We start from the raw sequence: 20493 nt of genomic DNA, 5'->3' as shown, positions 1-20493 counted from the left end.
CTGCGGCCCAGCGCCGTCGCGGTGGGCGGCCCCGCAAGGGGGACCCCATGACCACCACCCGCGCACCTGCGCCGCCCGTCGGTCGAGGCGCCCGGCCCGCGCTGCGGCACCGCCTTGCCGAACGTGGAGTTGACCGGACGCTGCTCCTCCTCACTCCCGGTGCGCTCTTTCTCGTACTGCTCTTCTGCTACCCCTTTCTCTACGGGCTCCAGCTCTCCTTCCAGCCCCAGGAGGGCGATGGCGCGCTCGCCAACTACCGGGAGTTCTTCTCCGACCCGTATCTGCGCGAGACGATCTGGATCACCCTCGAACTCGCCGTGCCCGTCGCCCTGGTGAACTGCCTCGCCGCCGTCCCCGTCGCCTTCCGCACCCGCGGCCCCTTCCGCGGCCGACGGCTGATCACCACCCTGCTTGTCATGCCGATCACCCTCGGCACGGTCCTCACCGCACAGGGCCTGCTCGGTTACCTCGGCCCCAACGGCTGGCTCAACAAAGCTCTGTTGGGGATCGGCCTCATCGACCAGCCGCTGAACCTTGTGCACAACTACTGGGGCGTGTTCGCCTCGCTGGTGATCACCGGCTTCCCCTTCTCGTATCTGCTCACGCTCTCCTATCTCACCGGCATCGACCCAAGCCTCGAGCACGCGGCGGCGACGCTCGGGGCGAACCGGCGGCAGCGTTTTCGCCATGTGATGCTGCCGCTGCTCGCCCCGGGGCTTGCGATCACCTTCTGCCTCTCGTTCGTCCTCGCCTTCGCGGTCTTCCCGTCGGCGCAGCTCGTCGGCGACCCGCGGGGGAGTACGCACGTGATCTCGATCGAGGCCTACCAGGCGGCCTTCCAGAAGTTCGACTACTCCCTCGGCTCCGCGATCGCGATGGTGATGGCCGCGGTGATGATGGCGGTCGTGATCCTGGTGCTGGCCTGGCGCTCGATGCTCTACCGCGGCTCCACGGGAGGCAAGGGCTGATGGCCGACGTCCTGGACACCCGCGACCAACGCACCGCACCTGAAGACCCCGAGCGCACGAAGCACCGTTTCGGACGGCCCGTCACCTGGGTGACAGCCCTCGTCTTCGGCTTCTTCTTCATCAACCTCGCCGGGGTCATCGGCGTACCGCTGGTCGACTCCTTCGGCACCCGCTGGTTCACCAGCTGGCTGCCGGACGGCTGGACGACGAAGTGGTACGGATCGGCCTGGCGGGAGTTCTCCCTCGGCCAGGTCTTCTGGACCACGGCCCTCGCTTCCGTACTCGTCGTCGCCGTCTCGGTGGTCGTCGGCGTGCCCGCCGCGTACGCACTCGCCCGGCGCGACTTTCCCGGCAAGCGGCTGGTGCTGCTGCTGTTCCTGCTGCCGATCCTGGTCCCGCCGATCACGTACGGCATTCCGCTCGCGACCGTCCTCTACAAGTTCCAGCTGGCGGGCACGCTGACCGGCGTGGTGCTCGCCAATCTGGTGCCTTCGGTGCCCTTCGTGGTGCTCACGATGACGCCGTTCATCGAGCAGATCGACCCGCGGATCGAGGCGGCGGCCCGGATGTGCGGGGCCGGGACCAGCGCGGTCCTGCTGCGCATCCTGGCCCCGCTGCTGGTGCCGGGAATCCTCGCAGCCTCCGTCCTCGTCCTGGTCAGGACGGTCGGCATGTTCGAGCTGACCTTGCTCACCGCGGGCCCCGACAGCCAGACCCTCATCGTGGCGCTGTACTACGCGGTGTTCTCCGCCGGAATCCGCACACAGCAGTCGATCGACGCGATGGCCGTGATGTACACGCTGTCGATGCTGGTTCTGCTGGTGATCGCGCTGCGTTTTGTGAACCCGACGCAGTTGGTGACCCGCGTGAAGGAGGACCGGACCGCCCGCTGACCTCGCCCGCGCCCCTTTCCCCACCCCCCTATGGAGAGGTGATGTGCCATGCATCCGCACAATGCAGACCACTCGCGCCACTCGCAACACGCGCACGACTCGCAACACGCGCACGACTCGCACGATTCGCACCACACGCGCCGCTCGGCCCTCAAGGCCGGCGGAGTGCTGGCAGCGGGCACGCTGCTGCCCACCGCCGCCGCCGGTTCCGCCGGGGCGGCACAAGCCGCCGCCGACGGCTGGAGACAGGTCCCGCGCATCCTCGCCCGTATTCGCCCGCCGAAGTTCCGCCGACGCTGTTTCGACGTCACCGACTTCGGCGCGGTGGGCGACGGGCTGACGAAGAACACCGCAGCCATACGCGCCGCCATCGCCGCCTGTCACCAGGCGGGCGGCGGCCATGTCGTGGTCCCGCCGGGCACCTTTCTCACCGGCGCGATCCATCTGCGCAGCAATGTCGACCTGCATGTAGGCGAGGGCGCCACCCTCGCCTTCAGCCCCGACCCGGCCGACTTCCTGCCCGCCGTGCTCACCCGCTGGGAGGGCACCGAGTGCTACAACTACTCGCCCTTCATCTACGCCTACGGACAGCACGACGTCGGCGTCACCGGCCGCGGCACTCTCGACGGCCAGGCCCGCCTCGGACCGTGGGAGAGCTGGTACCGCACCAGTGGCCTGCAGGGCCCAGATCAGAAGCTGCTGCGCCAGATGGGCTCCACCGGCGTACCGGTCAAGGACCGGGTCTTCGGCGCGGGCCACTATCTACGGCCGAAAATGGTGCAGTTCAACCGCTGCCGCAATGTGCTCGTCAGCGATCTGACGATCGTCGATCCGCCGATGTGGACCGTGCATCCGGTCCTCTCCACCAATGTGACGGTGCGTGACATCACCGTTGAGAGCATCCTCTACAACACCGACGGCTGCGACCCGGAGGCGTCCAGCTACGTCCACATCACCGGCTGCCGTTTCAACACCAATGACGACTGCGTCGCGGTGAAGTCCGGGCGGGACGAGGACGGCCACCGGGTCGGTGTGCCGAGCGAGAACATCGTCGTCCAAGACTGCGCCTTCTCCGGCCGATGGGGCGGCATCACGGTCGGCAGCGAGATGTCCGGCGGCGTACGGAACGTCTTCGCCGAGCGCTGCTGGGTCAACCCCCTTGATTTCCCGGGCCATTACCCGGTGAAGTACCCGCTCTACGTCAAGGCGAGCAAGAAGCGCGGCAGCTTTGTCGACGGCGTCTACGTGCGTAAGTTCACCGGACGCGCGGTGGAGCGGGAAGTCGCCTTCGTCAATATGAACTACAACAACGGCGAGGGCGGCACGCTGCCCGTCTCCGTACGGAACATCCATCTCTCCGAGATGGAGATCGACGGCGCACGCGCGGTCCTCAATCTGGTGGGCCTGGAGACGGACCGGCTGCGCGGCGTCCATCTCTCCCACTGCACCTTCACCGGGGTCCGCGGCCCCGACGCCATCGCCTTCACCGACGACCTGACCTTCCACAAGGTCTCCGTGAACGGGGTTGAGATGTCATGATCATGACTGCTCCGACAGGCCGGGCAACGGTTCGGCGCTTGGTGACCCTGCTCGCCGTCCTCTGCCTCGCCCTGGCCGGCGCCGTCCAGCCCGTGGGCGCCAAGGGCCGTCCCGATCCGCAGGATCACAGCGTCTCCCCGGTCCGCGGCTGGACGATCCTCTCCGACAGCGACAAGGGCGCAGACGAAGTCATCGCCGCCGCCCCGAAGTACGACATCAGCCACCTCCAGATCAGCCATGAGATCGTGCACGACCTGCGCGAGGTGCGGGAGGAGAAGAAGCGCGTCCAGGCCAACCGCATCACCGCCGCCGCACACCGGGCGGGCATCGGCGAAGTGGCCATCTGGGACCACGCGCTCTACAAACTGGACTACTATCCGGCCGAGTTCCGCACCGGCCCCGACGGCACCATCGATCTGGACAACCCCGCCTTCTGGGAGTGGTTCAAAGACGACTACCGGCAGATGCTCGACATGGTCCCGGACGTCGATGCCGTCGTCCTGACCTTCATCGAGACCGGGGCGCGCGTCGAGCGGCAGCACTCCACCAGGCTCAGGACCGAGGAGGCCAAACTCGCCTACCTCGTCGACCAGGTCGCCGACGTGGTGAACGAGGAGCGCGGCCTGGGCCTCTATCTGCGGACCTTCGGCTATTTCCCGCAGGAGATGGAACGCACCATCAAGGCCATCGACCTGGTCACCAACAAGGCCGCCCGGGTCATGATCAAGGCCCAGCCGCACGACTTCTTCCTCACCCACCCCGTCGACACCACCGTCACCCGCATCAAGCGCCCGGTGCTCGTCGAGTACGACACCACCGGTGAGTACAACGGCCAGGGCAAGATCGCGAACGCGTTCACCGAGGAACACGTCGACCGGATGCGGTACTTCCAGAAACAGCCGAACGTCATCGGCTATGTGGCGCGCACCGACCGCTACAAGGAGTCGAGGATCGTCGGCACCCCCACCGAGATCAACCTCTACGCGCTGGCGCGGGCCGACAAGGACCGCCGGGCGCGCCCCGAGGACATGTACCGCGAATTCGCCGCTCGCACCTACGGCAAGAGAGCGGCGCCCAAGGTCGCCTCCGCGCTCTCGAAGTCGTACGACATCGTCACCTCGACGCTGTACACGCTCGGCACCAACAACGCCAACCACTCGCGCCTGGACTACGACCCGTACTGCTCCAGCTATGACCGGAGCATCTCCGGCAAGTGGATCGACCCGCCCGTGACGTATGTACGCCACACGGTGAACAAGAAGTTCCACTTCTGGACCGGGGTCATCGAGCATCTCGCGCCGGCCTACTGCAAGACGTCGGCGACGATGAAGCGGGAGAACCCGTACGTCCTTCAGAACGGCTGGCTCACCGACAAGAACACGATGAACCAGGAGTACCTCCGGTATGTGCTGAAGGAGAAGGCGTACGGAGTGCGGCTGGCGCGCGCCGCGCTGCGCGACATCCAGCGGGCCGAGCCCCAGCTGTCCGCCGTCCACTACCGGCAGCTGAACGCCTACTTCGAGCGGACCCTGCTCACCGCCCGCCTCCATCTCGCCATCACCTCCGCCTACTTCGGCTACCGCGTCTACGTCCAGGGACCCGAGCAGCAGACCGAGCCGATGAAACGGCTGATCTGGAGCGGACTCGACGAGTCCAAGAAGATCGCGGACGAGATGCGTGCCTACCCGGACAAGGCGGAGACCGGCGAATGGGACTGGATCCGCGACGCGGCCGAGGCGGACAAGTACTACACCCGCATTTCGCAGGGCTGGGACCGCTACGACCTGATCGCCGTACCCCGCCCGAATGCCTGAGAGGTGACATCCGTGCAGCCGTTCCCCACCAACAGACGCTCCTTTCTCACCTACGCGGGCACTGTGGCCGCGGCCGCGCTCCTCCCGTCGGCGATCTCGGCCGACACGGTCGCGGCGGCCGAGGCCACCGTCTCCCGTCTCGCCCGCGACCCGTGGGAAAAGGTCCCGCAGATCCTTGCCCGGATCCGCCCGCCGGCCTTCCCCAAGCGGCGCTTCGACATCACCGACTACGGCGCGGTCGGCGACGGCGTCATCAAGAACACCGAGGCCTTCGGCGCCGCGATCAAGGCCTGCAACCGATCGGGCGGCGGCCATGTGATCGTGCCGCCCGGCCGCTTCCTCACCGGCGCGATCCAGCTGCGCAGCAATGTGGACCTGCATGTCGAGGAGGGGGCCACGGTCCTGTTCTCCATGGATCCGGCGGACTATCTGCCGGTCGTTCTCACCCGCTGGGAAGGCACCGAGTGCTACAACTACTCGTCCTTCATCTACGCCTACGGGCAGAAGAACCTCGCCGTCACCGGCAAGGGCACCCTCGACGGCCAGGGCATGGCCGGGCCCTGGAAGAGCTGGCGCGACCCCGGCGGCCACGCCCTGGTCGACCAGGCGGAGCTGCGCCGGATGGGCACCGAGGGCGTCCCCGTCAAGGAACGCGTCTTCGGTGCGGGGCACCATCTGCGGCCCAACATGATCCAGTTCTACAAGTGCCGCAACATCCTGCTGCGCGACATCACCGTCCTCGAACCGCCCATGTGGACCATCCACCCGGTCCTGTGCCGCAATGTGACGCTCAAGGACGTCGACGTCATCGGCCGGATCAACAACAGCGACGGCGTCGACCCCGAATGCTGCTCGGACGTCCTGATCACCGGCTGCCGCTTCCACACCGAGGACGACTCCATCGCCGTCAAGTCCGGCCGTGACGAGGACGGACTACGGGTCGGCGTGCCCAGCGAGAACATCGTCGTACGCGACTGTGTCTTCTCGGGCCGCTGGGGCGGCATCGCGGTCGGCAGCGAGATGTCGGGCGGCGTACGCAACGTCTTCGCCGAGGACTGCCGGATCAACCCGCTCGACTTCCCCGGCCGGTTCAACCCCCGCCACCCGGTCTTCATCAAGACCAACAAGAAACGCGGCGGCTATATCGACGGCGTGTACGTACGGAGATTCACCGGCCGCGCCATCGACCGGGACTGCATCTACCTCACCACGCGCTACAGCAACCAGGAAGGCAGCCGGCCGGCGGTCATCCGCAACATCAAGGTCGAGGACATGGCCCACGACGGGGCTCGCCGCGCCATCAACCTCGAGGGCCTGGAGTCCGATCCCTTCGTCGGCGTCCATATCGAGCGCTGCGAATTCACCAGCATGGCGAGCCCCAACATCATCGGTCCCGCACGGGACTTGACCATCCGCAAGGTCTTCGTCAACGGAACCGAGGTGACGTACCCATGAGACGCCGCACCGTCTGGGCGGTCTTTGCAGCGGTCCTTTCGCTCCTGTGCGGGCTGCTGCTGTCGGCCCCGTCCGCCGCGCAGCCCCAGCCCCGGCCGGAGCCGGCCGCCGTCGATGCTGCCGCGACCTCAGCCCCCAGCCCGCCGCGCGAAGCGATGCTGCGCAATGCCACCGCCGGACTCTTCCTGCACTGGGGCATGTTCACCCGCCCCATCCACAAGGACTGCCGAGAGTGGGAGAAGGCCGTCACCGACGGCGGCTGGAGCGCCGACTACTGGGTCGACGAGGCCAAGAAGCTCAAGGCGAGCTACATCGTCCTCGCGACCTTCCACTCACGCCTCGGCTACGCCCGCCCCTGGCCGTCCAAGATCCCCGGCAGCTGCTCCACCCAGCGCGACATCCTCGGTGAGCTCATCAAGGCCGCCAATGCCAAAGGCCTCAAGGTCATCCTCTATATGACCGACGACCCGCAGTGGCACAAGGAGCAGGGCTTCGAGACGCTCGACTCCCAGGCCTACTCCGCCCACAAGGGCAAGGACGTCGACCTCACTCAGCGCCCGGGCTTCGGCGAGTTCAGTTACGACAACTTCTTCGAGGTCATGACCAACTACCCGAAGCTGTCCGGCTTCTGGATCGACAACGACAACGCGTACTGGGAGGAGCACAAGCTCTACGAGCAGATCCGGGAGCAGCGCCCCGACATGACGCTCAGCAACAACAATGAGGACACCCCGATCATGGACATGGTGTCCCATGAGCAGAAGACCGGGATGACGCCGCCCTACGACCAGCCGTCGGCGATCTGGACCCCGATGCCGCGGCTGACAGAGTCCTGCTACAAGGTCCCGGACACCGGCTCCTGGTGGTACGACGGCCAGGACCGGCCGGTCACCACCTCACTCAATGTCGGCCGCTATGTCGCCAACGCAGGCACCTCCATCAAGTCTCTGATGAACCTCACCGCCATGGTGAACGGCAAACTCCCGCCCCAGCAGCAGAAGTTCACCGACTTCATGCAGGGCTACCTCCCGCCGATCTGGAAATCCCTCTCCGGCGTCGAGGGCGGCGGCTATATGTACGGCGGGATGCAGCCGGGAGCGTGGAACAGCGGCGCGTTCGGCTACCTCACGATCAGCAAGACCGACCGCACCCGGCAGTACGTGCATGTCACCACCCGGCCGACGAGCGGTGACGAGGTCAGGATCCGTGACAACGGCTATCGCGTCAAGCGCGTCACGGACCTGCGCACCGGCAAGCGCATGGCCTTCGACCAGCAGGGCGGCAGCCTCACCATCAAGGGCATCAGCGCCTGGGACGCGTACGACACCGTCTTCACCGTCGACACCGGCCGGCATCGCCAGGGCGTCTACCCGACGGGCTCGGTCAGTGCAGGCGTCCCGGCCCTCACCGACGGCGACTTCACGACGTACTACGACAACGCAGGCGCCCTGCCCGCTTCGCTCACCCTCGATCTCCGCAGGGTGCGCAAGGCTCAGTACCTCGCCCTCAACCAGCGCGAATGGTCGCCCACCTACAACCGGGAGACCTTCGGCAGGGCCGAGGACTCCGCCCGCATCAAGGACTACACGGTCTCGGTGAGCAACGACGGCGCGACCTGGCGTCAGGTGAAGGCAGGCGTCCTGGAGAGCGCCCGCGGGACCCGCTTCCTCGACCTCGGCGTCCGTGCGCGCTACATAAAGCTGGAGATCGACAGCACCTGGGCGAAGGAGACGGTGCCGCGGTTCTACAAGCAGCTGCAGATCGACGAGATCCAGGTGGGGTACGCGTACCCGCGCAGCCACGGCCACCACTGAGGGGGTGGGTGCCGGTGTGCCCGGGGGTGGGTCCCGGGCACACCGGCCGTCTGGATTTCTCCCGCTCGATGAACGTCTGCCGGCTCACCTCGGTGTGTGCGTACATAGGGGAGTGGATCAGCCCAGGTCGAAGGCGTTGCGCAGCCCCAGCCGGTAGCGGGTGCGGTCGTGACGCTTCATCAGCTCGACCTCGGGGGCACGGAAGAGCGGCTTCACCGTGCAGCGGGCCGCCGGTGAACCGGTCCGGTCCAGCAAGGCGTTGACGGCCGCGCGGGCCGAGGCATTGGCGCCCTCCATCGTCGCCAGGTCGATGTCGACGGCCACGTAGTCCCCGGCCAGAAAGAAGTTGGGGATCCGGGTGGCGGCCTCGGGGCGGTTGTGGAAGGTGCCGACCGGGTGGATGAGGAGCTCGTCGTCATTGGTCGGATTCGGGGTGCCGAGGCCGTCCACGCCCGGATCGAGGAACCAGGAGTGCAGCGCGCTGTCCTTGAGGACCGTGCGGCCCGTGTCGTTGACGGCCGCCTTGAGCTGGGCCCACACCTCCCGCGCGACCTCTGTACGGGTGCACTGCTTGGCGGTCTTCCCGTACAGGATGCCGGTCTTGTCCCACTCGGAGATGTCGACCGACAGGCAGTCCACCGCGACGCCGTCGCCGTAGTCGGCAGGGAAGTTGTGGGCGGGCCAGTGCCCGGCCTGCTGAATGGCAGTCAGGGACCAGGGCGAATCGATGCAGTTGAGGTGCCCGTGCAGCAGCGGCGCGCTCTCGGTGAGATAGAACTGAATGCCCGTCATCCAGTCCGTCCGAAGGTTGTCGCACCGCCCCAGCTGCGGGTCCGCCGCGCGCAGTTCGGCGCTCCAGGTCCGCCGGGCATGCTCCACCGGCATCGCGGAGACGTACTGGTCGGCGCTCACCGACTGGCGTACGCCCTGCGGGTCCTCGATCACCGCCGCGGTGACCCGGCCGGTGCCGTACCTCACTTCCCGTACCGTCCAGCCGATACGGAACTGGACGCCCAGCTTCTTCAGATGGTGGACCCAGGGGTCGATCCATGCCTCGTTGGTGGGGGCGTTGAGAATCCGGTCGAGCGGTCCGTCGGCGCCCCGTCCGAGCGCGTTGAAGACGAAGGCTTCGAGGAGGGTGGCGACCGTACGGGTGCTGGCCTCCTCGGCCTTGGTCGCGACGATGTTCCGGGTGAGGCCGACGGCGAGGATGCGCTGGTAGTCGTAACTCATCCGCTCGGCCCTGATGAACTCCCACCAGGGCGTGCGCTCCCATGTCTCGTCGCGCCGCTCGTCGCAGCTGGTGAGGAAGACCAGACCCCGGTTCACGAAGTACGCCGTCTCAAGGGCCGGAATGCCCAGGACGGTGTCGAGCGCGGCGGTCAGCGCGCGGCGGATCTCGTCGAGGGTGAGTTCGGCCGGCTTGTGCCCCGGCCAGGGCAGCGGGATCCGTAAGTCCTCGCGCCCGGTGCGGGAGAAGGACATCTCGGACGGCGCCACCAGGTTGTCCCAGACACCGTTGGCATTTCCCGGGAACGGGATGCGCCGCATCGTGTCCGGCAGGTTGTGGTAGATGCCGGGGATGAAGCGGAAGCCGTGCTCGGCGGGCAGCGGTCGGCGGCCGCCCCTCGCGCTGCCCGGGACGTCCATGCTGCGGGCCTTCCCGCCGAGCGCCCTGCGCTCGTAGACGGTGACCTTGAAGCCGCGTTCTGCCAGCTCGTGCGCGGCGGTGAGTCCGGCGACCCCGCCGCCGAGTACGGCGACAGACTGCGCGGCGCGGGAGCCGCCGTCCGCCGCTGAATCGGCGGCTGCGGCTGCGGCTGCGGCTGTGGCCGCTGTGGCAGCCGTGGCCAGCGCTGCCGTACCGCCGGCCGCGGCGGCCCCCGCCATGAAGGTGCGTCGCGTGCTGCCGACCCGGTCCATCCCCACCCCTTACCGACGGTAACTGTCGCGTCCGGCGCAGGAGCATACGGAGATCCCCCATGACCCGGAAGCCACGCGTGGGCCTATTCGTTCAATGGCTGGAAAATGGACCCATGCCCCGACGCAGCTCCCGCCCCGGGCGCGGCCACGCGCCCGCCCTCACCGACACCTCGCCCTGCCCCTGCGGGCTGCCCGCCGCCTACGGCGAGTGCTGCGGCCGCTTCCACTCGGGCGAGCACGCAGCCCCCACCGCCGAGCTGCTGATGCGCTCCCGCTACAGCGCCTTCGTCGCTCAGGACGCCGCGTATCTGCTGCGCACCTGGCACCCGGCGACCCGGCCGCCGCACCTCGAACTCGACCCCGGCATGCACTGGAAGGGGCTGGAGATCCTTCAGACCACGGACGGCAGCCCCTTCCACTCCTCCGGTACGGTCACCTTCCGGGTCCGCTACCGGCACCACGGCAAGCGTGGCGAACTGCACGAGCGCAGCAGCTTCGAACGGCACGGCGGAGCCTGGGTGTACGTCGACGGTGTCTTCCTGGAGTGAGCGCGGCGGGCCCACCGCCCCGGGCCGCACGTATGCGGAGGCGGTCAGGGCGGGTCACGCCCCGGTGGTGGATCCGGGCCGCACGATCATCAGGATCGTGACCGTCGCCCACAGCAGATCGAACGCCCCCGTGGACATGGCGAGCCTGGCGGGTGCGACGGCCCCGAGATCCTCCAGGACCGCACTCTGACCAGGCAGCACCAGCAGTCCGAGGATGCCGGCGGCCAGCGCGGTGAGCACGATCGAGACGATCAGCCAGGTGTCGCCGAGGACATGCAGGCTGTTGGCGGTCGCCAGACCGAAGACGGGCACGACGACACCGACGACGGCGTACACCCGGCAGATGCGGTGCAGGTTATGTACGACACCGTGCGCCCCTTCGCTGTCGGGCTCGGCCCGCGCCCGTCGGACGGCGGCGGGGAACGCGCCGGCCGCGACCGTGACCGGGCCGATCGCGATGATCGCGGCCAGTACGTGAACGATGAGCAGGAACTTGGTCACGCCGGCCGGCCTTCGAGGACGGGGACGGTGCCGCGGGCACCCCGGACCGTGCCGCGGCCGGCGGCCATGCCGCCGGCGCCGAGCACTCCGTACGGAGCGACGACGTCCAACGGGTCGAAGCCGTCGAACAGAACGGTCTGGACGAGCATCCGGCGCCAGTCCTTGCCTGGGGAGGGGCAGCCCCGGCTGGGGCGCCGGTCCGACGGCCAATGAGCGCGGCAGGGGGCGGGGCAGTGGCATGAATGCCACTTTCCAACGGATTCTCGCCAGCGCGATCGACTCGGGCAAATGGCAGGCCCGCGCTGTTGGGGGCCCTTGGCCGGAAACCGGTCGGCGATTACGTTATGGCCATGCACACCGTGGCCGTACTCGCCCTGGACGGCGTCATCGCCTTCGACCTGTCCACCCCGCTCGAAGTGTTCGCCCGCACCCGGCTGCCGGACGGCAGGCCCGCCTACCGGGTCCGCGTCTGCGCCCCTTCGGGCGAGATCGACGCGGGCGCGTTCACGCTGCGCGCGCCGTGGGGCCTGGAGGCGCTGGCCGAGGCCGACACGATCATCCTGCCCGGCTGCGCAGACCCGACCGTGCCGGTACCGCCCGAGGCGCTCGACGCCCTGCGGGCCGCTGCGGCCCGCGGCACTCGTATCGCCTCGATCTGCGCCGGGGCCTTCGTCCTCGCCGCCACCGGCCTGCTGGACGGGCTGCGGGCCACCACCCACTGGCTCGGCGCGGGCGCGCTCGCGGCCCTGCACCCCGAGGTCGAGGTGGACCCGGATGTGCTCTATGTCGACAACGGCCAGTTCCTGACCTCGGCGGGCGCCGCCGCCGGACTCGATCTCTGTCTGCACATGATCCGCCGGGACCATGGCTCGGCGGTTGCCGCGGACGCGGCGCGGCTCTCGGTGATGCCGCTGGAACGCGAGGGCGGTCAGGCGCAGTTCATCGTCCATGAACAGCCGCCGAGCCTGGACGGCGCGACCCTGGAACCTCTGCTGCACTGGATGGAGGAGAACGCCCGGCGTGAACTCAGCCTCGGCGAGATCGCCGCGCGGGCGGGCATGAGCACCCGTACCCTCAACCGCCGCTTCCGTGAACAGACGGCCACCACGCCCCTGCAGTGGCTGCACCGCGCCCGTATCCGCCAGGCGCAGTATCTGCTGGAGACGACAGCGCACTCCGTGGACCGCATCGCGACCCAGGTCGGCTTCGGCTCACCGACCGCCTTCCGCGACCGCTTCAAACGCCAGGTCGGCACCAGCCCGCATGCCTACCGCCGCGCCTTCCAGGGTTCGTCCGTGGGGTGAGCCCGGTCAGTGGGCGCGCCCCGGCTTGAGGATGAGCAGCGGGTTGTAGGCGGCCAGCACCTTGTTGGCCAGGGCCAGCGCGGACAGCGCGTGCTCCCGGTCCGTCCGGTCCTCGGCGCACAGCGGGCCGCGGAACTGGTACACCTCACGTGCCGCAAACTCGGCGTCGATCTCCGCCTGCAGGACGTGGATCGGCATGCAGGACCCGATCAGCGCGGCGACGCGATCAGGGATCGGTACGGGGATCAGGGGCGACGCGGTCACGTGTAGTTCCTTCTCTGTTTCTGTGTCGGGCGCCGGCGGTCGGCGGCCACCCCTCCATACGTACCGGACGAGGTCGGGTAAGTGCTGAGGTCCCGTCAACTCCCCGTCCGCGAGCGGCGAAGGGAGCAGACCATGCGCGTACGCAGGGATCTGAAGAGGGCGAGACGGCGCGGCGATCTCGCCGACCGCGTCCCGGTCGACATCGTCAGGGACAACGGCGCCGGCCGCCTCCGGCGGCACCGCCGACATACCTTACGCGAACGCGGGCCCGGCCCCCGAATCGGCCGTCCTGAGGCGCAAGGACGGTGACGGACGGTGGCGGCCCGTCACTGCTGTCGAATGCGCGGCCGAAGTGACTCCGGTCGACGAACTTCCCACGCTGGGCGGTGAGTTGCCCCGGCGGACCCGGGTCACCTCAGGGAGCCAGCACCTCTGAGAGGTCGTACCGCACCGGCTCCTCCAGCTGTGCATAGGTGCAGTCGGCGGGCTCGCGGTCCGGACGCCAGCGGCGGAACTGGGCGGTGTGCCGGAACCGGTCGCCCTCCATGTGGTCGTATGCCACCTCGACCACCCGCTCGGGCCGCAGCGCCACCCACGACAGGTCCTTCTTGCCCGTCCAGCGGCTCTGCGCGCCGGGCAGCCGGGCGCTCTCATGGGCGGTCTCGTCCGTCCACGCCGCCCAGGGATGGCCGGCGGGGGGATCCATCCGCAGCGGCTCCAGCTCCTCGATCAGCTCCTCGCGCCGCTTCATGGAGAAGGCGGCGCAGACGCCGACGTGCTGGAGCGCGCCCGAGTCGTCGTACAGGCCGAGGAGCAGCGAGCCGACGACGGGGCCACTCTTGTGGAAGCGGTAGCCGGCGACGACGGCGTCCGCCGTGCGTTCGTGCTTGATCTTGAACATCAGCCGGGCATCGGGCCGGTAGGGCAGGTCCAGTGGCTTGGCGATGACCCCGTCGAGTCCCGCGCCCTCGTACCGCTCGAACCACTCCTGCGCCAGCGCGGCGTCGGTGGTGGCGGGCGCGAGATGCACGGGCGCCCGCGCGCCCGCGACCGCCTCGGCGAGCAGGGCGCGGCGCTCGGCGAGCGGGGTGTCGAGCAGGGACTCGTCACCGAGCGCGAGCAGATCGAAGGCGACGAAGCTGGCCGGGGTCTGCTCGGCGAGCAGCTTCACCCGGGACTCGGCCGGGTGGATGCGCTCGGTGAGCCGGTCGAAGTCGAGGCGTCCCTCGTGCGCGATGACGATCTCGCCGTCGACGACACAGCGGTCGGGAAGGTTGGCGAGCAGATCGGCGGCCAGCTCGGGGAAGTAGCGGGTGAGCGGTTTGCCGGTCCTGGAGCCGATGACCACCTCGTCGCCGTCCCGGTGGACGATCGCCCGGAAGCCGTCCCATTTGGCCTCGTACTGCATGCCCGGCGGGATCTTCTTCACGGGCTTGGCCAGCATCGGCTTCACGGGTGGCATCACGGGCAGATCCATGCTCCAGATTCTGCACGATATGCGGCATATCCGCGCTCGGCCTACCGTGGCGCACATGGGTGCAGCGGTGGAACTGGAAGCCGGCGGACGTGTCGTAAGGCTGTCCAGTCCGGACAAGGTCTACTTTCCCGAGCGTGGTTTCACCAAGCTGGACGTGGCCCGCTACTACCTGGTCGTGGGGGAGGGGATCACCCGCGCCCTGCGCAACCGCCCCACCACCCTCGAGCGCTACCCCGACGGCGTCGGCGGCGAGTCGTTCTTCCAGAAGCGCGCCCCCAAGAACCTCCCCGACTGGATCCCCACGGCCCATATCTCCTTCCCCAGCGGACGCTCGGCCGACGAGATCTGCCCCACCGAGGTCGCCGCCGTGATCTGGGCGGCGAACCTCGGCTGTCTGACCTTCCATCCCTGGCCGGTACGGAGGGACGGCGTCGACCACCCCGACGAACTGCGCATCGACCTGGACCCGCAGCCCGGCACCGACTTCGCCGACGCGGTCAGGGCCGCGCACGAGCTGCGCGTCATCCTCGACGAGCACGGACTGCGCGGCTGGCCCAAGACCTCGGGCGGCCGTGGTCTCCATGTGTTCGTGCCGATCGAACCGCGTTGGGACTTCACCCGGGTACGGCGCGCGGCCATCGCCGTCGGCCGCGAACTGGAACGGCGCATGGAGGGCAGGGTGACCACCGCCTGGTGGAAGGAGGAGCGCGGCGCGCGGATCTTCGTCGACTACAACCAGACCGCCCGCGACCGCACCATCGCCTCCGCCTACTCCGTACGCCCCCGCCCGCACGCGCCCGTCTCGGCGCCACTGCGCTGGGACGAGATCGACGACGTCTCGCCGCTCGACTTCGACATCGCCACCATGCCCGTGCGCTTTCTTGAACTGGGCGATGTGCACGCGGACATGGACGACCACGCCTTCTCCCTGGACAGCCTGCTGGAGCTGGCCACGAAGGACGAGCGCGACCATGGTCTGGGCGACCTGCCGTACCCGCCGGACTATCCCAAGATGCCGGGCGAGCCGAAGCGGGTGCAGCCGAGCCGCGCGAAGAAGCCCCCCTCCTAGGCGCGGGAAGGGGGCCTTCGTCGGTCAAGGTCCGGCAGGACCGGCAAGGACCGGCAAGGTCCGGTGTCAGAGCTCCTTGACCCGGATGTCGCGGTAGGAGATCACATCCGTCGTGCCGTGGACCTGGAGCCCGATGTAGCCGGAGGCGTACCGCCGGCCGTCGGTGCCCGGGTCGTCGCCGCGCGGCGGGACGAACTCCTGGCCGCCGGCGTTGTCGAACTCATTGATCAGGACGCCGTTCCGGTAGACCGAGTAGTGCTGGTCGACCACCCGGATCTCGTAGTCGTTCCAGGTGCCCTTGGGCGTCACACCCGCACCGCCCAGACCCACCCGGTCGAAACCGTAGATCGAGCCGGTCTTGTACATGTCGCCGTCCGGCCGGTCCAGAACCTGAACCTCGTGGCCGTACTTGATGGCGACCCACTCCGGACGCGGCTCCTCCGGGTTGTTGTGGACGTACGGGAAGCGCACAAAGACACCGCTGTTGGCGTTGCCGGAGCCCGGCGCGTCGTCCCGCCACTGGAGCTTCAGCGAGAAGTCCCCGTACTGCCGCTGCGGGAACCACAGCATGCCAAGGCCACCCTTGGTGGTGCCGCTGATCATCGAACCGTCGGCGTTGAGCCCGAACGAACCGCCGCCCACATGCTGCCACTTGCCGAAGGACGCCTGCGTACCGTCGAACAGATGGCGGTAGCCGGTGTTCTGGCCCGGCTTGCCGATGCCGGACTGCTTGGCCGCCCGGTAGATCTTCTTGTGCTCGCGCTGGTCGATGACGCCGTCCGCGAGGAGCTTGTCGAGGACCTTGTCCACGTGCTTGAGGAACAGCGCGTGCGAGGACCAGTCCTTCTCGTCCTCGATCAGCTCGTTGATCGTGCAGCGGCTGCGCGTGATGCGGTTGGGCACACCCGTGTCGACCGTGCCGACGATCACCGTCAACCGCTCGTCGAACTCCGGGCAGTTGGGCGCCGGAACCCCGCCGCCCTCCGCGATCGTGAACGACACCTTCTGAGCCTCGGAAGTGTTGCCCGCCTTGTCGGTCGCCCGGTGCAGCACGGTGTGGAACCCAACCCGGTCGACGATGACGGGAGAGGTGTACGCGAGGTACGGGCCGCCGTCGAGGGAGTACTCGACCTTGTCGACCCCCGAGTCCGCGTCGGTCGCGGTGAGCGTCACCTTGGCGCTGGTGATGTACGCGCCGTCGGAGTTCTTCTCACCGCTCACCCCGGCCGAGGTCACCGGCGGGGTCTTGTCCTCGGCGGGCGGCGTGACGACAGTGAAGTCCACGGCCTTCTCCGCGGCCGCGTTCCCGGCCTTGTCGGTCGCCTTGTAGCGGACCTTGTGCGTGCCCGCCTCGTGCACCATCACCGGGGCGGTGTACGGCTGCCAGGCGCCGGCCGCACCGATCGCGTACTCAATGGTGTTGACGCCCGAGCCGGTGTCCGACGCGGTCACGGTGACCGTGGCCATCCCCAGATACTGGCCCTGCTCGTTCTTCTCGCCGCTGACCGTCGCCGAGGTCTCCGGCGGTGTCTTGTCGTCGGTCGGCGGGGCGACGACCGCGAAGTCGACCGCCTTCTCCGCGGCGACGTTCCCCGCCTTGTCACTGGCCCGGTAGCGGATCTTGTGCGTGCCGACCTCGTTGACCACGACCGGCGCGGTGTACGGCTGCCAGGGGCCGTCAGCCCCGACCACGTACTCGATCTTGTCCACGCCCGATCCCGCATCGGTCGCCGACACGGTCACGGTGGCCTGGCCGACGTATGCGCCCTCCGCGTTCTTGTCGCCGTCGACCTTCGCGGTCGTGTCGGGCGCGGTGGTGTCCTCGCCGCCGCCTTCGGTGACGGTCAGGATCCCCTGCATGGAGCCGTGGCCGGGGATGGTGCAGTGGAAGCGGTACCGGCCGGGAGTCAGCGTGACCTCGGCGGTGTGCCTGCCGCCCTGGTCGTCACCGGGATTGGCGAGGATGTTCAGCGGTACGTCGTTGTTGTACTCGGGATCGGAGACGTCGAAGGTCAGCGTGTGCGGCATACCGGTGGTGTTACCGGTCGCCTTGCTGTTCTCGAACACGATCGTCGTCCTGCCCGCCACCGCGGTGGTGGGGAAGGAGAGATAGCGGTCGGTCGGATCGCCGGCCGTCCAGGTGAGGACCTGGTCGGCGACCCGGTCGTCGCTCTGGCCGTAGGCGACTGCGGACGTCAGCCCCAGAACCATCGTCACCGCGGCCAGCAGGGCCGTCCAGAAGCTCGCCGTTCTGTGTCTCAGGTGTCTCACCGTGCTGCCTTCCGTGCCAGCTTTTCGGCGGACGGCGTGGGCTCGCCGCCCTTGTACGTCACGTGCCACAGCGCCGACCTGGAGTCGGAGGTGAAGAATCCGCGCCCGTAGTCCAGGACGTAGAGCGAGCCGTCCGGCGCGAACTTCCAGTCCATGAGGTTGCGAATGCCGCTTGCCCCCACCGGGATGATCTTCTTCAGGGATTCGGCGTGCACCGGGATGCCGCCCATGCCCACGGTCTTCGGGTCGGTCAGCACCGCGTGCCGCGGCTGGTCGCCGTCGTAGAAGTCACCGACGAACCACTTGCCGTCCCAGTACGAGGGCCACTTGTCCTTGCTGGTGCCGGCCGCGTCGTAGCGGTAGACCGGACCGTTCATGGTCGCCTGGCCGCCGCCCTTGAGCCACGGCATCAGGATCTTCTGCTCCTCCGTCTTGTAGCTCGGGATCCCGTTGGCGTCGCGCGGATAGTCCACGCCGCCGCCCTGCGGCGAGTACCAGATGGTGTTGGAGGTGATCGGCGGCAGATTCACCAGGCCGTCGTTGTTGGGCGACTCGTTCTTCGGGGCGTCGCAGTTGTACCAGCCGAGCGGCTTGCTCGGATCGGGCAGATTGCGGTCGCGGTAGGGCTGCTTGTTGCCCATGCAGTACGGCCAGCCGTGGTTGCCCGGCTTGGTGATGGCGGCGAAGGTGTCGTACTTCGCCGGACCCCAGGTCGTCGACGGCGCGCCGGCGTCCGGGCCGACCCAGCCCGCGTAGAGGATGTCCGTCGATTTGTCGATGAAGATACGCGCCGGGTTGCGCACGCCCATCACATAGATCTCGCCACGGGTCTTGCCGCCGCCCTCGTCGGGTTCCTTGCCCGTGAAGAGGTTGCCTGCCGGGAGCGTGTACGTTCCGCCGTCCTCGGGGTGGATCCGCAGGATCTTGCCGTTGAAGTTGTTGGTGTTGCCCGCGGTGCGGCGGGCGTCGGCGAAGGACACGCCCTTGAAGTTCGGCTCCGGGTTGTTGCCGGAGTAACCGCCGCTGAAACCGGAGGAGTTGTTGTCACCGGTGGCGATATAGAGATTCTGCTGCGAGTCCCAGGCCATACCGCCGCCCGCGTGGCAGCAACTGTGGATCTGCACCGGCCACTTGAGCAGCACCTTCTCGCTCGCCAGGTCCAGCTTGTCGGTGGCCAGGTCGAGCGTGAAGCGGGAGACCCGACGCTCGGCCATATGCGTGTCACGGTTGATCCTGGAGTGCGGTGTGTAGTGCAGATACACCCAGCCGTTGGTCATGAAGTCGGGATCCAGCTCGATGCCGAGCAGACCCTCCTCGACCTTGATCAGCTCATCGCCGCCGCCCTTGTTGCCGAAGATCGTGAGGGCTCCGGCGAGCGTGACCTTCTTGGTCTTCGGGTCGTAGACGTGGATCTCGCCCTGGCCCTTGCCCATGTCGGGGTTGTTCCAGTCGGTCACGACGGGCTTACTGGAGTCGGCGCCGCCGCGCCCGATGTAGAGCACCCGGCCGTCGGGGGCGGTGACCAGGCCGTGCGGCTCGCCGATCTGGTCGTTCTGCCCCGGCTGGTTGGGCTGGGTGACGCGCTCGGCGGTGTAGTTGGCGTTGATGGTGGCCTTGCAGTCGGCGCGCGAGAGACGGGTGGTCCAGGCGAGGGCGCCGCGCAGATGGTCGCGGAAGTCGGTCTCGGCGAAGCTGTCGACCGTACCGCCCATGCCGGTGTAGAAGGAGCGGCCGCCGTCGTAGTCACGGCACCAGGAGACGGGATGGTCCCAGCCGTTGGCGCCGGTGCCGGGCTTGTACGAGTTCTCCTTGACGCGGGCCACCGTGTGCACGCTGCCGGACGGGTTGGCCGCCCAGTTGAACCACTTGTCGGGCCGCTTCCACTGGAGCGGAAGCGACTTGGTGGCCGGATGCTGACGGTCGCCGACCTCGACCGTCGCGCGCTGGACCGCGCTCGGGGCGCCGGCCGGCCGGGCGCCGATCAGCCCGGTGAACCAGTCGGAGTACGGCTCGGTGCGTGCCGCGTCATGGATGCCCAGGAAACCTCCGCCGGCCTCCAGATACGTCTCGAGCCCGGCTTCCTGCTCCGGGTCGAGCACATCGCCGCCGCCCGTCAGGAAGACGATCGCGTTGTACCTGCCGAGCTTGGTGGCATTGGTGAACACAGAGGCGTCGTCGGTGGCTTCGGTCTTGAACCGGCCCGCGGCCGGACCGGTCTGCCCGATGGTCTCGATCGCCGCGATACCCGCGTTGACGGTCGGCGACTCCTCGGTGGCGGAGGCGTGGAAGACGAGGACCCGTACATTCTGGCCGCCGGGAGGCGACGGCAGAGACAACGTTGTCGAGGGCAGCTCCGGATAGGGCCTGGCCGCGGCGACATCGCCGCCGCCGAGCAGGGACACGGTCAGTGCGCCGACCCCAAGGGCCGCCGCCAGTCCGCTTCTTCGGGATCTCGACCTGTGATGTGGTGCGCGCTGCATGTGGTCACGTACCCCTCTTTGGTCACAACAACAGCCTTGGAAACTAGACCCCTTTTCGCGGTTCGCCAATAGGTAAGACCGCGATGGCACGAACTTTGTCCTTGGTGTGGATAAACGAAGATCCCCCGGCTACCGTGTGGTCGTCCCCGGGGTCAGTTGCGCCCCGTCAATCT

16 protein-coding genes are annotated in these 20493 nt (G+C 68.3%); 9 read left to right on the top strand and 7 right to left on the bottom strand.

The window, feature by feature from the left end:
- Positions 1 to 47: 47 nt before the first annotated feature.
- From QFZ67_RS05875 to QFZ67_RS05850, 6 genes are read left to right on the top strand one after another with little or no spacing between them, the layout of a single operon-like run.
- The gene (locus QFZ67_RS05875) at positions 48 to 968 is read left to right on the top strand and encodes an ABC transporter permease (protein WP_307660024.1); all 921 of its coding nucleotides are present in this window, start codon (positions 48 to 50) and stop codon (positions 966 to 968) included.
- A complete protein-coding gene (locus QFZ67_RS05870) occupies positions 968 to 1861 on the top strand; it encodes an ABC transporter permease (protein ID WP_307660023.1) in 894 nt (297 codons plus the stop codon). The genes QFZ67_RS05875 and QFZ67_RS05870 overlap by 1 nt, the downstream gene beginning before the upstream one ends.
- Positions 1862 to 1909: 48 nt before the next feature.
- Entirely contained in the window at positions 1910 to 3400 is a 1491-nt protein-coding gene (locus QFZ67_RS05865) for a glycoside hydrolase family 28 protein (protein WP_307660022.1), read from the top strand.
- 2 nt (positions 3401 to 3402) lie between these two features.
- On the top strand, positions 3403 to 5214 hold the full coding sequence (locus tag QFZ67_RS05860; protein ID WP_307660021.1) for a hypothetical protein: 1812 nt from the start codon (positions 3403 to 3405) through the stop codon (positions 5212 to 5214).
- A 12-nt stretch (positions 5215 to 5226) separates the two neighbouring features.
- Positions 5227 to 6669, top strand: a complete 1443-nt coding sequence (locus QFZ67_RS05855) for a glycoside hydrolase family 28 protein (RefSeq protein ID WP_307660020.1) — start codon at positions 5227 to 5229, stop codon at positions 6667 to 6669.
- On the top strand, positions 6666 to 8483 hold the full coding sequence (locus tag QFZ67_RS05850) for an alpha-L-fucosidase (protein WP_307660019.1): 1818 nt from the start codon (positions 6666 to 6668) through the stop codon (positions 8481 to 8483). Before QFZ67_RS05855 ends, QFZ67_RS05850 begins: the two co-directional genes overlap by 4 nt.
- 117 nt (positions 8484 to 8600) lie before the next feature.
- Here the strand turns inward: QFZ67_RS05850 and QFZ67_RS05845 are convergent, their stop codons facing one another.
- Positions 8601 to 10406, bottom strand: coding sequence for an FAD-dependent oxidoreductase (locus QFZ67_RS05845; RefSeq protein ID WP_307660018.1), 1806 nt, complete (start codon positions 10404 to 10406; stop codon positions 8601 to 8603).
- Between the two features lie 113 nt (positions 10407 to 10519).
- Between QFZ67_RS05845 and QFZ67_RS05840 the strand changes: the two genes are divergently transcribed.
- Entirely contained in the window at positions 10520 to 10954 is a 435-nt protein-coding gene (locus QFZ67_RS05840) for a YchJ family protein (protein ID WP_307660017.1), read from the top strand.
- A gap of 54 nt (positions 10955 to 11008) precedes the next feature.
- On the opposite strand, the gene QFZ67_RS05835 is transcribed toward QFZ67_RS05840, so the two are convergent.
- Both QFZ67_RS05835 and QFZ67_RS39050 read right to left on the bottom strand, forming a co-directional pair.
- A complete protein-coding gene (locus QFZ67_RS05835) occupies positions 11009 to 11455 on the bottom strand; it encodes a hypothetical protein (RefSeq protein WP_307660016.1) in 447 nt (148 codons plus the stop codon).
- The gene (locus QFZ67_RS39050; RefSeq protein ID WP_373429950.1) at positions 11452 to 11604 is read right to left on the bottom strand and encodes a hypothetical protein; all 153 of its coding nucleotides are present in this window, start codon (positions 11602 to 11604) and stop codon (positions 11452 to 11454) included. The genes QFZ67_RS05835 and QFZ67_RS39050 overlap by 4 nt, the downstream gene beginning before the upstream one ends.
- Positions 11605 to 11805: 201 nt before the next feature.
- Here QFZ67_RS39050 and QFZ67_RS05825 point away from each other — a divergent pair, with 201 nt between their 5' ends.
- Positions 11806 to 12759 carry a GlxA family transcriptional regulator gene (locus QFZ67_RS05825; protein ID WP_307660015.1) on the top strand — a complete coding sequence of 318 codons (954 nt, stop codon included), beginning with the start codon at positions 11806 to 11808 and terminating at the stop codon, positions 12757 to 12759.
- 6 nt (positions 12760 to 12765) lie between these two features.
- Here the strand turns inward: QFZ67_RS05825 and QFZ67_RS05820 are convergent, their stop codons facing one another.
- On the bottom strand, positions 12766 to 13023 hold the full coding sequence (locus QFZ67_RS05820; protein ID WP_307660014.1) for a hypothetical protein: 258 nt from the start codon (positions 13021 to 13023) through the stop codon (positions 12766 to 12768).
- Positions 13024 to 13438: 415 nt separating this feature from the next.
- Positions 13439 to 14500, bottom strand: a complete 1062-nt coding sequence (locus tag QFZ67_RS05810; protein ID WP_307660013.1) for an ATP-dependent DNA ligase — start codon at positions 14498 to 14500, stop codon at positions 13439 to 13441.
- Between the two features lie 55 nt (positions 14501 to 14555).
- Here QFZ67_RS05810 and ligD point away from each other — a divergent pair, with 55 nt between their 5' ends.
- Positions 14556 to 15569, top strand: coding sequence for a non-homologous end-joining DNA ligase (gene ligD / locus QFZ67_RS05805; protein ID WP_307660012.1), 1014 nt, complete (start codon positions 14556 to 14558; stop codon positions 15567 to 15569).
- A 66-nt stretch (positions 15570 to 15635) separates the two neighbouring features.
- Here the strand turns inward: ligD and QFZ67_RS05800 are convergent, their stop codons facing one another.
- The gene (locus tag QFZ67_RS05800; protein ID WP_307665735.1) at positions 15636 to 17780 is read right to left on the bottom strand and encodes an OmpL47-type beta-barrel domain-containing protein; all 2145 of its coding nucleotides are present in this window, start codon (positions 17778 to 17780) and stop codon (positions 15636 to 15638) included.
- Between the two features lie 56 nt (positions 17781 to 17836).
- Positions 17837 to 20320: a ThuA domain-containing protein gene (locus QFZ67_RS05795; RefSeq protein ID WP_307660011.1), complete on the bottom strand. Its 2484-nt coding sequence runs from the start codon at positions 20318 to 20320 to the stop codon at positions 17837 to 17839.
- Between the last annotated feature and the right edge of the window lie 173 nt (positions 20321 to 20493).

This window comes from Streptomyces sp. V1I1 (assembly GCF_030817355.1).
GTDB lineage: Bacteria > Actinomycetota > Actinomycetes > Streptomycetales > Streptomycetaceae > Streptomyces.
The sequence above is the reverse complement of the archived record's forward strand: the minus strand, read 5'-3'. Positions and strand labels throughout refer to the sequence as shown.